12 protein-coding genes and 1 riboswitch are annotated in these 14,199 nt (G+C 65.6%); of the genes, 10 read left to right on the forward strand and 2 right to left on the reverse strand.

The annotated features are described in order from the left end of the window. Positions 1-370: 370 nt before the first annotated feature. From xylA to ACSU04_RS06070, 4 genes are all read left to right on the forward strand, one after another. Positions 371-1,558, forward strand: coding sequence for a xylose isomerase (xylA, locus tag ACSU04_RS06055; protein WP_439288758.1), 1,188 nt, complete (start codon positions 371-373; stop codon positions 1,556-1,558). A gap of 2 nt (positions 1,559-1,560) precedes the next feature. Then, positions 1,561-2,964, forward strand: a complete 1,404-nt coding sequence (gene xylB, locus ACSU04_RS06060; protein ID WP_439288759.1) for a xylulokinase — start codon at positions 1,561-1,563, stop codon at positions 2,962-2,964. Between the two features lie 145 nt (positions 2,965-3,109). Continuing rightward, positions 3,110-3,829, forward strand: a complete 720-nt coding sequence (locus ACSU04_RS06065) for a DUF6882 domain-containing protein (protein WP_439288760.1) — start codon at positions 3,110-3,112, stop codon at positions 3,827-3,829. 62 nt (positions 3,830-3,891) lie between these two features. Further along, a complete protein-coding gene (locus tag ACSU04_RS06070; protein ID WP_439288761.1) occupies positions 3,892-4,452 on the forward strand; it encodes a hypothetical protein in 561 nt (186 codons plus the stop codon). Between the two features lie 17 nt (positions 4,453-4,469). Here the strand turns inward: ACSU04_RS06070 and ACSU04_RS06075 are convergent, their stop codons facing one another. Both ACSU04_RS06075 and glyA read right to left on the reverse strand, forming a co-directional pair. Continuing rightward, positions 4,470-5,351, reverse strand: a complete 882-nt coding sequence (locus ACSU04_RS06075) for a bifunctional methylenetetrahydrofolate dehydrogenase/methenyltetrahydrofolate cyclohydrolase (protein WP_439283868.1) — start codon at positions 5,349-5,351, stop codon at positions 4,470-4,472. Positions 5,352-5,490: 139 nt separating this feature from the next. Beyond that, complete coding sequence (glyA, locus tag ACSU04_RS06080) at positions 5,491-6,765, reverse strand: serine hydroxymethyltransferase (RefSeq protein WP_439288762.1); 1,275 nt, start codon at positions 6,763-6,765, stop codon at positions 5,491-5,493. A gap of 27 nt (positions 6,766-6,792) precedes the next feature. After that, positions 6,793-6,876: riboswitch (ZMP/ZTP riboswitch) on the reverse strand. A 75-nt stretch (positions 6,877-6,951) separates the two neighbouring features. Here glyA and ACSU04_RS06085 point away from each other — a divergent pair. From ACSU04_RS06085 to ACSU04_RS06110, 6 genes are all read left to right on the forward strand, one after another. Then, positions 6,952-8,448, forward strand: coding sequence for a beta-N-acetylhexosaminidase (locus tag ACSU04_RS06085; protein WP_439288763.1), 1,497 nt, complete (start codon positions 6,952-6,954; stop codon positions 8,446-8,448). Beyond that, positions 8,448-9,596: an N-acetylglucosamine-6-phosphate deacetylase gene (locus ACSU04_RS06090; protein ID WP_439288764.1), complete on the forward strand. Its 1,149-nt coding sequence runs from the start codon at positions 8,448-8,450 to the stop codon at positions 9,594-9,596. Before ACSU04_RS06085 ends, ACSU04_RS06090 begins: the two co-directional genes overlap by 1 nt. 358 nt (positions 9,597-9,954) lie before the next feature. Further along, positions 9,955-12,018, forward strand: a complete 2,064-nt coding sequence (locus ACSU04_RS06095; protein ID WP_439288765.1) for a sigma-70 family RNA polymerase sigma factor — start codon at positions 9,955-9,957, stop codon at positions 12,016-12,018. Between the two features lie 30 nt (positions 12,019-12,048). After that, on the forward strand, positions 12,049-12,420 hold the full coding sequence (locus ACSU04_RS06100; protein ID WP_439288766.1) for a YrdB family protein: 372 nt from the start codon (positions 12,049-12,051) through the stop codon (positions 12,418-12,420). Next, the gene (locus tag ACSU04_RS06105; RefSeq protein ID WP_439288767.1) at positions 12,417-13,778 is read left to right on the forward strand and encodes an FAD-binding oxidoreductase; all 1,362 of its coding nucleotides are present in this window, start codon (positions 12,417-12,419) and stop codon (positions 13,776-13,778) included. Before ACSU04_RS06100 ends, ACSU04_RS06105 begins: the two co-directional genes overlap by 4 nt. Continuing rightward, positions 13,771-14,184 carry an NUDIX hydrolase gene (locus ACSU04_RS06110; RefSeq protein ID WP_439288768.1) on the forward strand — a complete coding sequence of 138 codons (414 nt, stop codon included), beginning with the start codon at positions 13,771-13,773 and terminating at the stop codon, positions 14,182-14,184. The genes ACSU04_RS06105 and ACSU04_RS06110 overlap by 8 nt, the downstream gene beginning before the upstream one ends. Positions 14,185-14,199 lie beyond the last annotated feature (15 nt).

Below are 14,199 nucleotides of genomic sequence, written 5' to 3' on the forward strand. Positions count from 1 at the left end.
GCAGATGATTTGTCGTTGGCCCAAACATAAGGAGTAAACAGCAGCGCGTGTCAACCTGTGATCGAAAAGTTACGAAACTTCTCTCGAAAGTTTCGAACGCGATTCAGGATGCCAGCATCGACGCACTTCCGCGCGCCACGAGGTGCGTGGCGAGATCCATCCGCAGCACCCGGCGCCGGACCTCCCGCGGGGTCGACGACCACAAACCGCGCGACGCGCGAGCATTCCAGCGAAAGTTTCGAAACTCCGGCGAACGCCCATCGAGCAGCTTTCAAGCGCCGGGAACACTGGACGTAGGCGCCCATCCTGCTATAGGTTGTGAACAGCAACAATTTACGTACGCGACGACGCGTCGCAAGAAGGAGCCGTCATGGTCACCCCCACCCGCGAAGACAAGTTCTCCTTCGGTCTCTGGACCGTCGGATACAACGGATCCGATCCGTTCGGCGGCCCGACGCGCCCGGCACTCGACGTCGTGCACGCGGTCGAGAAGCTCGCCGAACTCGGCGCCTACGGTCTCACATTCCACGATGATGATCTGTTCGCATTCGGTTCGACCGATGCTGAGCGTCAGACGCAGATCGACCGTCTCAAGGGCGCTCTGGCCGACACCGGCCTCATCGTCCCGATGGTCACCACCAACCTCTTCAGCGCACCGGTCTTCAAGGACGGCGGCTTCACGTCGAACGACCGCGATGTCCGCCGTTTCGCGCTGCGCAAGGTATTCCGTCAGCTCGACCTCGGCGCCGAACTTGGTGCGAAGACGTTCGTGATGTGGGGCGGCCGTGAAGGCGCAGAGTACGACTCCGCCAAAGACGTCCGCCAGGCACTCGAACGCTACCGCGAAGCCGTCAACCTGCTCGGCGACTATGTCACCGACAAGGGCTACGACATCCGCTTCGCGATCGAGCCCAAGCCGAACGAGCCGCGCGGCGATATCCTGCTGCCGACCCTCGGCCACGCGATCGCGTTCATCGATTCGCTTGCACGCCCCGAGCTCGTCGGCGTCAACCCCGAGGTCGGCCACGAGCAGATGGCGGGCCTGAACTTCACGGCCGGCATCGCGCAGGCGCTGTTCCACGGCAAGCTCTTCCACATCGACCTCAATGGTCAGCGTGGAATCAAGTACGACCAGGACCTCGTGTTCGGCCACGGCGATCTGCACAACGCCTTCTCGCTCGTCGACCTGCTGGAAAACGGCGGCCCCGGTGGCGTTCCCGCATACGACGGGCCTCGCCACTTCGACTACAAGCCCTCGCGCACCGAAGACGAGACCGGCGTCTGGGACTCCGCCGCGGCGAACATGCGCACCTATCTGCTCCTCAAGGAGCGCGCGGCCGCATTCCGCGCAGACCCCGAGGTGCAGGAGGCACTGGCTGCGGCCAAGGTCGCCGAGCTCTCCACGCCGACGCTGAACCCCAGCGAGTCGTACGACGACTTCCTCGCTGACCGCAGCGCCTACGAGGACTTCGACACCGACGCCTACCTTGGCGGCAAGGGCTTCGGCTTCGTTCGCCTGCAGCAGCTCGCCACCGAGCACCTGCTCGGCGCACGCTGATCGTGACGCTGGTCGCCGGCGTCGATTCCTCGACGCAAAGCTGCAAGGTCGTCATCCGCGATGTCGACTCCGGTGCTGTCATCCGTTCCGGCCGAGCCGGGCATCCAGACGGCACCGAGGTCGACCCCGCTGCCTGGTGGGACGCGTTGCAGAGCGCGATCGCGGATGCCGGCGGGCTTGACGACGTCGCAGCCATCGGCGTCGGCGGCCAGCAACACGGACTGGTGGCGCTCGACGCCGCCGGCCACGTCATCCGTCCGTCCCTGCTCTGGAACGACACCCGGTCAGCGGATGCCGCGACCGCGCTGACCACCGAGGTCGGTGCGGAGGAATACGCCCGCCGTACGGGCGTCGTGCCGGTCGCATCGTTCACGGTCAGCAAGGTGCGTTGGGTGGCGGATGCGGAACCCGCGAACGCAGCCCGCATCGCCGCGATCGCGCTCCCCCACGACTGGCTGACCTGGCGTCTGCGCGGCTACGGCCCCGCAGAGAATTCGCCGCTCGGTCCGGTCCTCGAGGAACTCATCACGGATCGATCGGATGCCAGTGGCACCGCGTACTTCGATCCGGCACGAAACGAATACGACCGGGAGTTGCTGTCGATCGCGCTGCGTCGCGATGCTACTGACATCGTGCTGCCCCGCGTGCTGGGTCCGTCCGAGCACGTGCTCGGGCAGAACGGCATCCTCGTCACCGGTGGTGCAGGCGACAATGCCGCCGCAGCACTCGGGATGGGCGCCGGCAGCGGCGACATCGGCGTCTCGATCGGCACCAGCGGGACAGTATTCGCCGTGACCGACGTCGCTGTCGCCGACGCCTCCGGTACGGTCGCGGGCTTCGCCGATGCCGCCGGCGGGTTCCTCCCGCTGGTAGCAACGCTCAACGCGGCGCGCGTGCTGGATGCCACGGCATCCCTTCTCGGAGTAGACCACGACGAGTTCGCCCGGCTCGCGCTCTCGGCAGAACCCGGTTCCGGCGGGCTCGTGCTGCAGCCCTGGTTTGAGGGCGAACGAACCCCGAACCTGCCCGATGCCACAGCTACCCTGTTTGGGATGACGCTGGGTTCGACCAGCCGAGAGAACCTCGCGCGTGCGGCGATCGAAGGCGTGCTGTGCGGCCTGGCTGATGGCCTCGACCGTATCCGCAGCCACGGCGTCAGAGTCGATCGCATTCTGCTTGTCGGCGGAGCGGCGCAGAATGAGGCGGTCGCGCGAATCGCCGCTCAGGTGTTCGACGCGCCCGTGGTGGTGCCGGCGCCCGGAGAGTACGTTGCCATGGGCGCCGCGGTTCAGGCCGCGTGGGGTCTGCGCGGCACGGCTCCGGCTTGGCCGGTCGAGATCACCGCGCGCTTCGAGGCCGACGAGCGGCCCGTCATCCGCGCCCAGTACGCCGCTCGCCTCCCCTGATCACTCGTCCGCCCGTCGCTGACACAAGTCACCCCGTTTCGTACCGGGTCAGCAACGGGTGGGCGAGCTCACCTGATCGCCACAGCGCTGGTCGTTTCCGCGCCGAAAGTGGCGAACTCATAGGATCTGGCACCACACTGGAGTCATGACCTTCGCCGCACTTCGCTCCCTCGCCGACCGCGCCGCCCTGTTCACCGCGCTTCGCCAGGAGGCGTTCACCGCCGCTGTCGACGCACTGGGCGAGCACCGTTGGGATGCTGACATGGCGGCCAGCACGCTCACATTCAGCGCGACGGCGAACCCCGAGCAGCAACTGGTGACCACGCCACACCTGATCGCGACCATCGCACCGGGACCGCGCTCCCTGCTGTGGGCATGGGCACACCCGCAGGGCGACGTAGGCGGCGTCGCGGCACAGTTGCGCGACTACGGCTCCCAGTACGGCATCGCAGAGCTGTCTCAGCCCGAGATCGCCTTCCCGGATGACACCGGTGACGACCTCGACGAGTGGATCGCCCAGGCCGCACACCAGATCGGCACGGTCGCCGTCGAGATCACCGGACGCTCACCGTATTACTCTGCTCCGATCGACGGCGGCACTCGTGCGGTCTTCGTCCTCGACGCGCCGATCGCACCTCTGACCGTGCAGGACGCCGTCATTGCCGCGCCTCGCGTGTTGGCCGGGCTCAACCTCAGTGACGCGCGCTCCGCGGTGTGGGACACGGCTCGCCTGGCGGGTTGGAGCATGCAGTGGACCGATGAGGCATACTCCGGAGCCGCCGTCACCGATGCTTCCGGCGAAGCAACCTTCCGCTTCGACGAGCAGGCCCGCGTCAGCGGCATCGAAAGCACGCTCGGCGCCTGATTCGCTTCTCCGCCGCAGACGTCAGGCGTGCGCTTCCCGCGCTGCTGTGAAAAACTGTCCACATGAATAAGTGGCTCGTGCGCGCCGTCTCCCTGTACGTGTTCAACGTGGCGGCGCTGCTGCTGATCGGACTGCTCATGCGCAGCGTCCAGGTCGGCTGGAACGCGCTGTGGGCGGCCGTCATCTTGACCGTGGCGACGCTCGCGCTCAAACCGGTGCTGTTGAAGTTTTTCCGCGGCACGGCGGCGAAGTCGGCCGAGTCCAGGACGAAGATCGGTGAGAAGGCCGTCCAGTACGCCCTGGTATTCATCGTGGAGTTGATCGTGTGGGTACTGACCGTATGGTTCAGCGGCGTCAACGTGCACGGCTGGTTCTGGGGCTATGTTCTTCCCCCGGTGTACCTCCTCATCGCCTGGGTGATCTACGACCAGATCGATGATCGGATCGAGGCGAAGACCGGTCAAGTGATCGGCTCGGTGCAGTCGAAGATGACCGGCCGCCGCTCATCGGGTGGCGCGCCTACCCCGGCAGACGCCGGATCCCAGAATGCAACCGCCGCCGGTCAGGATGAGCTCCGAGACGGGCTCACCACCGAACAGCGGCGGATGCTGGACGAGCTGTAGCTCGAGCCTGCTCAGCTTCAGCCGACGAGTCGCTCCGCGGCTTCGACGACGTTCGTCATCAGCAGTGCGACCGTCATCGGACCGACCCCACCCGGGTTCGGCGAGATGAATCCGGCAACTTCGGCGACGTCAGGATGCACGTCTCCGTAGACCTTGTTCTTACCGGTCTCGGGGTCGATCTCGCGCGTGACGCCCACATCAAGCACCGCAGCGCCGGGCTTCACGTCTTCGGCGCGGATGAGGTGCTTGACCCCCGCCGCGGCAACGATGACATCGGCATCCTTCAGGTACTTGGACATATCGACCGTGCCGGTGTGCGTGAGCGTCACCGTGGCATTGAGGTCGCGACGAGTGAGCAGCAGCCCGATCGAGCGACCGATCGTGACACCGCGGCCGACAACGACGACGTGCTTGCCCTTGAAGTCGTAGTCGTTGCGCAGCAGCAGCTCGATTACTCCTCGCGGCGTGCACGGCAACGGCGTATGGATCGGCGCGTTGACATTCAGCACGAGACGACCGAGGTTCGTCGGGTGCAGGCCGTCAGCATCCTTGTTCGGGTCGATGCGCTCAAGAATCGCATCGGTGTCAATGTGCTTCGGCAGCGGCAACTGCACGATGTATCCGTGGCAGCTGTCGTCGGCGTTGAGTTCGTCGATCAGCGCTTCGACCTGTTCCTGCGTGGCATCCGCTGGCAGCTCGCGCTGGATCGAGTTCATTCCGATCGCCTCGGACTGCTTATGCTTCATCCCCACGTACAGCTGGGACGCCGGGTCGGCACCCACGAGCACCGTGGCGATGCCAGGGGTGATCCCCCGCGCGCGCAGCGCCGCAACGCGCTCGGTCAGTTCGCTCTTGATGGCCGCCGAGGCGACCTTTCCGTCGAGTACTTTCGCAGTCATCGTGAAGTTCCTTTCCTGAGCGAAACACCATCTGCTCCACGCGACATCAGTTCCGGCGTGAGACACCACGTCTGAGGTGGTGTCTCACGCCGTGCGTGTTGCCGGATGCTGGAGATGGTGTCTCAGCGAACGCGGAGTGTTACTGCTGCAGGCCCGGGTAGAGCGGGAACGCGCCGGCGAGCGCGTCGACGCGAGCCTTGAGCGCTGCGACATCTGCGCCGGGCTGAAGCGCCAGGGCGATGACGTCGGCGACCTCGGTGAACTCGGCATCGCCGAATCCGCGCGTGGCCAGAGCCGAGGTGCCGATGCGCAGCCCCGAGGTGACCATCGGCGGGCGAGGGTCGTTCGGAACAGCGTTGCGGTTCACGGTGATGTGGATGTCATGCAGCAGGTCTTCGGCCTGCTTGCCATCGACCGCGGCGTCACGCAGGTCGACGAGCACGAGGTGCACGTCGGTGCCGCCAGAGCGAACCTTGATCTGAGCATCCGCGACATCAGGCTGGGTGAGGCGGTCTGCGAGGATCTGGGCGCCGCTGATGGTGCGCACCTGCCGGTCCTTGAACTCCGGCGTTGCCGCGAGCTTGAACGCGGTCGCCTTGGCTGCGATCACGTGCATGAGCGGGCCGCCCTGCTGACCGGGGAAGACAGCCGAGTTGATCTTCTTGGCGAGATCGGCGTCGTTGGTGAGGATGAAGCCGGAGCGAGGGCCACCGATGGTCTTGTGCACGGTCGAGGAGACGACGTGCGCGTGAGGGACCGGGTTCGGGTGCACGCCTGCGGCGACGAGTCCGGCGAAGTGTGCCATGTCGACCCAGAGCAGCGCGCCGACCTCGTCAGCGATCTCACGGAACTTCGCGAAGTCGAGGTGGCGGGGGTATGCCGACCAGCCGGCGACGATGACCTTCGGCTTGTGCTCGATGGCCAGGCGACGTACCTCGTCCATGTCGACGAGCGAGGTCTCCGGGTTCACGCCATAGGCGACGATGTTGTACAGACGGCCGGAGAAGTTGATCTTCATGCCGTGCGTGAGGTGGCCACCGTGGTCAAGCGACAGACCCAGCAGGGTGTCGCCGGGGCGAGCAATAGCGTGCAGCACGGCCGCGTTAGCGGTGGCGCCGGAGTGCGGCTGAACGTTGGCGAACTCAGAGCCGAACAGGGACTTGACCCGCTCGATAGCGAGAGACTCGGCGACGTCGACCTCTTCACAGCCACCGTAGTAACGGCGACCGGGGTAACCCTCGGCGTACTTGTTCGTGAGTACGGATCCCTGCGACTGCAGCACCGAGACGGGCACGAAGTTCTCGGAGGCGATCATCTCGAGGAATGTGCGCTGGCGGTTCAGCTCGCGCTCGAGAACCTCGGCGATCTCAGGATCAACCTCGGACAGCGGGGCGTTGAAATACTGATCGGTCATTTCGACTTCTTTCGTTGCGGAATAGGTGTCATCGGCCCAGGCGCGCGGTCGAATTCCGTAACAGTCGCTCCCCGGTGGTGACCCACCCAGACGCCAGTCGCGACAGTTCGAGCATAGCGGAACTCGCCACGCCCAGAATAGCCGCGACACCTGGTCACGAACGCACCCAGCGGGTAGGTTTTGTTCATGGTCCTTCCAGTTGTTCCGCTCCCCTCCTCCTTCACGGAGTCCCCTGGCACGTTCCGCCTTGCTTCGAGCACGCGCATCGTGGTGAACAATGATGCGGATGCCACGGCATCCGTACTCGCGAATGTGATCGCCGAGCGCACCGGGCTTCGCCTTGACATCACCACGGACGCCGCTGCGCAGGGCGATATCGTCCTGCATCGCACGGCACGCCAGGGCGAGCACTACGCCCTGCGGATCGGTAGTGACGTGCGCATCGATGGTTCGGAGGCTGGCCTCTTTTACGGCATCCAGACCCTGCGCCAACTGCTCACCACCGACGGGGACGACTGGTTGCTGCCCCACGTCGACATCGACGACACCCCACGCTTCGTATATCGCGGCCTGATGCTCGACGTTGCGCGCACCTTCTTCGGCGTCGACACGGTGAAGGCGTTCATCGACCGGGCGGCATCTCTCAAGTTCAACCACCTCCACCTGCACCTGACCGACGACCAGGGCTGGCGCCTGCAGATCGACAGTCGTCCGTTGCTGACCGAGCGCAGCTCGACGACGGCCGCGCTCGGCCGACCAGGCGGCTTCTATACAAAAGATGACTTCCGCGAGATCGTGCAGTACGCCGCGGCCCGCCACATGGTCGTCGTACCTGAAATCGACCTGCCCGGCCACACACATGCCATCGGCCTCGCGTATCCCGAGCTCGTAGAAGACCCGGTCATGAACGACAACCTTCTCGCGCAGTCGAGCGCGCTCGGCCAGCCGCTGCCCGTCGCCGGTGAGCCATATCTCGGCTGGGGTGTCGGGCACTCCTCGATGAAGATCCACAGCGAGGCCACCTGGGAGTTCCTCCGCGATGTTCTCACTGAGCTGGCTGAGCTCACACCCGGGCCGTACCTACACGTCGGTGGAGACGAAGCGCTCGGCACCCCGCAGGCCGATTTCGACGCGTTCATCGAGCGCGTCACCGCGTTGACCACTGAGCTGGGCAAGACTCCGGTTGCCTGGCACGAAGCCGGTTCCGCGCAGGTCGCGGAGGGCACCGTTGGGCAGTACTGGGGCAACACTGAGCCCGGCGACGCGCACGCCGATGCTGCGCGCCACTTCGCTGCGCGCGGAGGCTCGGTCATCATGTCGCCATCGACCACTGCGTACCTCGACCAGAAATACGACGCTGAGTTCCCGCTCGGTTTGGACTGGGCTGCGCTCATCAACCTCGAGACCGCGTACGACTGGGAGCCGACCGCGATCGTCGATGATCTGCCTGCGGAGGCGATTCTCGGCGTCGAAGCGCCGCTGTGGTCGGAGACGCTGGAGACGCTGGACGACATCGATCAACTTGTCTTCCCTCGTGCGGCCGCGATCGCCGAGGTGGCGTGGTCACAGGCTGAGGACCGCGACTGGTCTTCGTTCCGTGAGCGCGTCGGGACGCTCGGCACCGTGTGGAATGCCGCAGGATGGGGAGGCCACCGTCCTGCCGAGATCGTCTGGAGCAACTGATGCCCGCGACACTGATCCATTCCGTCCGTCTCATCACCGATGGCATCGAGACTCCTGATTCATGGGTGCGTTTCGAAGATGGCCGCGTGACGGCGACCGGCACAGGCACCGATTGGACGGCTGCCGACACCGTGATCGACGGGGCCGCCGTCGCGGGCCCGGGTGCGATCCTCACACCCGGATTCATCGACATCCACGGACACGGTGGCGCCGGAGCATCCTTCGATGACGGCGACGATGCGATCCGCACCGCACGCGATCTGCACCGTGCGCACGGCACAACGCGCGCTGTCGTCTCGCTCGTGACGGCGCCGATCGATGACCTCGTGCGTCGCGTCGGTAGGATCGCCGATCTCATGCAGACAGATGCTGACATCCTCGGGTCTCATTTGGAAGGTCCGTTCCTCGACCCCGCACACCACGGAGCCCACGAGCCCTCGCTGCTGCGCGATCCGGTCGCCACCGATGTGCAGCGCCTGCTCGACGCGGGCCGCGGTACCGTTCGCCAGGTGACAATCGCTCCGGAGCTTCCCGGCGGCATCGAAGCCATCCGACTGATCGTCGCCGCGGGCTCCGCTGCAGCCGTCGGCCACACGAGCGCGGACGCTGCGCAGGCCGTTGCCGCGTTCGAGGCCGGGGCCACCATCCTCACGCATGCGTTCAACGCAATGCCAGGCATCCATCACCGTGCACCAGGACCCGTACTCGCGGCGGCCGCAGATCATCGGGTCGTTCTGGAAGCGATCGCAGACAACGTGCACCTCGATCCGCACGTGATCAAGCTGATCTTCGACTCGGCTCCCGGCCGCGTCGCGCTGGTGACGGATGCCATGGCTGCGGCTGGCAGCGCCGACGGCAGTTACGACCTGGGCGCCGTCAAGGTGACGGTGAAGGACGGCGTCGCGCGGGCCGACGACACCGGTTCGATCGCCGGTTCCACTCTCACGCAAGATGTCGCGCTGCAGCGCGCTGTGCAGGCCGGTGCCTCGCTAGTGGAGGCAGTGCGCGCACTCACCGAGACTCCCGCTGCGGCAATCGGATTCGGCAACCAACTCGGACGACTGGCACCCGGATATCTGGGCGATGCAGTGCTACTCGATGAGAACCTGCAGGTCGCGCACGTGCAGACCGGCGGACCTCTGTACTGAGTGGGAGGGGGTGGTCGCCGCTCCCCCGCGGCGACCCCGTCTCCCCAGACATGAGAACGGGTGGACCCGAGGACTCCTCCCCCGAGGTGCCCGAGTCCACCCACCAGTGCATTCCCCCGCACTGGCGCCGAACTCCGCCCCCCGGTGGAGTTCTGATGGCTATCTCTGTTTGATGAGACGACGAGGCAGCGGATTCATTACGCGAAATGCGAGAAATCTTTTTTGAGAGTTGCCTCCGAGTTATCAACAGGGGTGGCCAGGCTGGGAGTTTCGGGAGAGAATGGCTCAGTCGCGTGAAGATTGACCGGTTCACGCGTCTCTTCATGTGGGAGCACAACCGGCGCCCCACGAACGATGGATGACAGTGCAGAACGACGAACTTTCCGAATCACACTCGGCAGCCGATGCCGACCTGATCCTTCGTACCCGTTCGGGTGACAAGGACGCGTTCGGTGAACTCTGGCGACGCCACTACCCCTCGGGGATGACGGTTGCACGTTCTGTCACATCCAGCATCGACCCTGACGATCTCGTGCAGGAGTCGTACACGCGCATCTTTCAGGCGATCATCAAGGGCGGCGGACCGAACGGATCGTTCCGCGCGTACTTGTTCACCAGCATCCGCAATACCGCAGCCGCGTGGGGTCGCTCGCGGCGCGAGACGACGATGGATGAGCTGGATGCTGTCGCTGATCCGGACAGCTCAGAGCAGGCCACGAATGAAGCGCTTGACCGTGGCCTGACCGCCCAGGCATTTCGCAGTCTTCCCACCCGCTGGCAGGAGGTGCTCTGGTACACCGAGATCGAGCGTATGAAGCCTGCCGAGGTCGCTCCTCTGCTGGGCATGAAGGCCGGTGGAGTCTCGCAGCTTGCATTCCGCGCTCGTGAGGGCCTGCGGGAGGCCTGGATTCAGGCGCACCTGCGCAGCGCCACGGCCGGATCGGAATGTCACTGGAGCATCGAGCATCTCGGTGCCTATTCACGCGGCAACCTCAGCACCCGAGATCAGAAGCGCCTCGATCTACACCTCGAAGAGTGTGCCCGATGCATGATCGTCGCCGCCGAGGCGAAGGACGTCTCGAACCGTCTTGCGCTCGTGCTGCTTCCGCTCGTACTCGGTGTCGCCGGGGCAGCCGGTTACACCGCGATGCTCCAGGGTGGCGGAGCCCCGCTCGTGGCGCTGGCCGCAATGCCATCCTCGGTGATGGGTGGCGCAGTCACCGTTGGCGGTGCTGCCACGAGCGGAAGTGCTGTCGGAAGTGTCAGCACGCTCAGTGGTAAGGGCGGCTCAGCCGGAGGTGCCGGGGGTGCTGGATCAGCCGGAGGTGCTGGATCAATCGGGGGCGCCGCGGGCGGAGCCGGAGCGTCTGGCGGAGCAATCACCGGAATCGGCGCCCTGGTAGGTGCTGGATCCGCTGCGCTCCTCGTCGCCGGGGTCGTGGCCGCCGCCACGATCGTGCCCGGTCTCGTGGTTGCGAGCCCCGTGACATCACTGCCGAACGCGGGCGACGCGAACAACTCATCGATCAGTTCAGAGCTCGCCGCAGACGACGCGCTCGACGCAGACGAGAAGTACATCCTCGAAATCGCTGAGGATGCCCCGAAGACGGCGCCCAAGGCGGATGCTCCGGTCGAAGCTGACGTGCCTGCGGTGCAGCCTGTGGCTCCTGCGGCTCCTGATGATGACGGCCGCGAAGGCGATGGCGGCGGCGGTACCGGTCCGAGCGAGCCTGACGACCGCGAGGTGCCGGTCGCACCGGAGCCGGAGCCAACCCCCGAGCCCGAGCCCGAGCCCGAGCCGACTCCGGTACCAGCCCCGGAGCCCGAGCCCACACCGACGACACCAGCCCCGGGCCCCACACCAACACCCGCACCAACGGATCCGGTCGACCCACCAGTCAGCCCGCCGGTCGCACCACCCGTCACACCTCCCGTCGAGGAGATACCTCCCGTCGACCCACCCGTCGAAGAGATACCTCCCGTCGACCCACCCGTCGACCCACCCGTCGACCCACCCGTCGAAGAGATACCTCCCGTCGACCCACCCGTCGAAGAGATACCTCCCGTCGACCCACCCGTCGAAGAGATACCTCCCGTCGAAGTTCCCGACGTGACGGTCCCGACCAACGCCGTAACGATCAATTCTTCAACCGTCACCGTCGACAACAATCTCAAGACCTTCGTGTGGATCACCGTCTCCGGGACGCCTGGCGCAAACGTCCACGCACTCATAGACGGAAGCACCGAGTATTCGGGGAACACGATTCTTGATGAGAACGGGTCCGGTGTTATCGATCTACGTCCTTCAGGCGACCTAATCACCCGGTCCCTCTTCACTGATATCGACGTCACATTCCATTACACCGATTACCCGGATGTACCGTCGGCGTCGCGCACGCTCTTCGAACTGATGACGGGCTGACCCACACCTCCCGCCGAATAGACTGAGAGCATGTCCGAAGCCTCCGATGCTGTCCCCGGTGTCAACCGTCCGAATCTTGCTCCGCTCGACATCATCCGGGCCATCGTCCTGATCGCCGCGATCGCGTCGCTGGCGCTGTGGGGCTTCGCGATGTGGCCGTTCCCCTGGAATCTCGTCCTCGGCATCGGCACACCGCTGATCGTGTTGCTCGTCTGGGCGCTTTTCCTCTCCCCTCGCCCTGTGCTGAGCCTGCATCCATTCGTGCGCGCCGCTGTTGAGCTGCTGATCTACGTGGGTGTAACCCTCGCATGGTGGTCGATGGATCAGGCCTGGGTCGGCCTTGGCTTCGCAGTCGTCGCCGTCACCGCTGGTCTCTTCGCCGGGCGGAGAAACCTGCAGTGACCGTCGCAGCGGCCCTGCGGGACGCTCTCGGTGACATCGTCGATGTCGCCGAAGAATCCCTTGAGGCCGCACGAGCTGATCGCTCAGGACACTCCTCACCGGGCCGTCCACTCGCTGTCGTGCACGCCGAAACAGTCGCGCATGTTCAGCAGACGATGCGGATCGCCACGGCATCCCGCACTCCCGTCGTGGTGCGCGGCGCCGGCACCGGGCTTGCGGGCGCAGCTAACGCGGGCCCCGGCGAAATCGTACTGTCGACCCTGCGCATGAACCGTGTGCTCGAAGTGCGCGCCGACGATCTGTTCGCGGTCGTCGAGCCCGGCATCCTCAACGCGGAGCTGAACGGCCTGCTCGCCGAACAGGGCTTGTGGTGGCCGCCCGACCCCGCCAGCCGCGATATCTCCACCGTCGGCGGCAATATCGCCACCGGCGCGGGCGGATTGCTGTGCGCCAAGTACGGAGTGGTACGTGACGCCGTCTTGGCTATCGACATCGTGCTCGCCGACGGACGCCTCCTGCACCTCGGTCATCGCAGCGTCAAAGGCGTCACCGGGCTGGATCTCACCTCCCTCGTGATCGGCTCGGAGGGAACACTCGGAGTCGTCGTCGGAGCCACGCTGAAGCTGCGGCGCATCGTCGAGGGCGAGATCTGCACGATCACTGCTCTGTTCCCCACCGTGCGCGCTGCGGCATCCGGATCGGCGGCGATCACAGCATCCGGTACCCAGCCCGCGATCATGGAGCTGATCGACGCGACCAGCCTCGCTGCGGTGCACGCTCTTCTGAAGCTGTCCGTTCCGGCAGCCGGGGCATCCCAACTGACGATCCAGACCGATGGTCCCGCAGCCCGGGCAGAAGCCGATCACATCGCCGCGGTGCTTCGCGACAGCGGCGGCGAGGTGACGCTGACCTACGACCGCGAAGAAGGCGAGCGGTTGCTGGCGATCCGTCGTTCGATCCACGCGGCGCTCGCGGCCCTCGGCACCACTCTGATCGAAGACGTCTCCGTTCCTCGAAGCGCCCTGCCCGCGATGTTCGACGAGATCGCCCGCATCGAGAAACAGTACGGCCTCACGATCCCGACCGTCGCGCACGCCGGTGACGGTAATCTGCACCCGAACTTCATCTTCGCGGGCGCAGAGGTTCCCGATCACGTGTGGGAAGCCGCTGACGACCTTTTCCGTGCCGCAATCCGCCTCGGTGGCACATTGACCGGCGAGCACGGCATTGGCATGCTCAAGAGCCGCTGGCTCGCCACAGAACTGGGCGACGACCAGTGGGAGTTGCAGCGACAGATCAAGGGCGTGTTCGATCCGCTCGGCATCCTCAACCCCGGAAAGGTGTTCTCCGTTGCCTGACATCCATGTGAGCGCCGCCATCATCCACGATGCCGAGGGCCGCGTGCTCGTCGTACGCAAGCAGGGCACCACCGCCTTCATGCAGCCCGGCGGCAAGCCGGAGGCCGGCGAGAACGCCGCAGAGACACTCGCCCGCGAACTCGATGAAGAACTGGGCCTGAAGGTGGATGAAGACGCGTTGCGTCCACTGGGCAGGTTCATCTCCGCCGCCGCGAACGAGCCCGGTCACCGAGTGGTGGCCGACGCCTTCGCCCTCACGATTGAGGCGGATGCTGTGGCTGTGCAGGCCGAGATCGCCGAGCTGCGCTGGATCACGCCAGCAGACATCGGCACGCTAGAGCTGGCCCCGCTCAGCCTGGAGCACTTACTCCCCCTGGCGTGGCCCGCCTCCTCCAGCACTCCGTAGCGCGTCTGCGAGTGT

Origin of the sequence: Microbacterium sp. A84 (assembly GCF_051842815.1) — a bacterium.
GTDB lineage: Bacteria > Actinomycetota > Actinomycetes > Actinomycetales > Microbacteriaceae > Microbacterium.

What these genes read in the sequence shown, in the direction of transcription:
- xylA (WP_439288758.1), top strand. Translation starts at nt 371, where the DNA reads ATGGTCACCCCCACCCGCGAAGACAAGTTCTCCTTCGGTCTCTGGACC.
- ACSU04_RS06065 (WP_439288760.1), top strand. Translation starts at nt 3,110, where the DNA reads ATGACCTTCGCCGCACTTCGCTCCCTCGCCGACCGCGCCGCCCTGTTC.
- ACSU04_RS06070 (WP_439288761.1), top strand. Translation starts at nt 3,892, where the DNA reads ATGAATAAGTGGCTCGTGCGCGCCGTCTCCCTGTACGTGTTCAACGTG.
- ACSU04_RS06075 (WP_439283868.1), bottom strand. Translation starts at nt 5,351, where the DNA reads ATGACTGCGAAAGTACTCGACGGAAAGGTCGCCTCGGCGGCCATCAAG.
- glyA (WP_439288762.1), bottom strand. Translation starts at nt 6,765, where the DNA reads ATGACCGATCAGTATTTCAACGCCCCGCTGTCCGAGGTTGATCCTGAG.
- ACSU04_RS06085 (WP_439288763.1), top strand. Translation starts at nt 6,952, where the DNA reads ATGGTCCTTCCAGTTGTTCCGCTCCCCTCCTCCTTCACGGAGTCCCCT.
- ACSU04_RS06090 (WP_439288764.1), top strand. Translation starts at nt 8,448, where the DNA reads ATGCCCGCGACACTGATCCATTCCGTCCGTCTCATCACCGATGGCATC.
- ACSU04_RS06095 (WP_439288765.1), top strand. Translation starts at nt 9,955, where the DNA reads ATGACAGTGCAGAACGACGAACTTTCCGAATCACACTCGGCAGCCGAT.
- ACSU04_RS06100 (WP_439288766.1), top strand. Translation starts at nt 12,049, where the DNA reads ATGTCCGAAGCCTCCGATGCTGTCCCCGGTGTCAACCGTCCGAATCTT.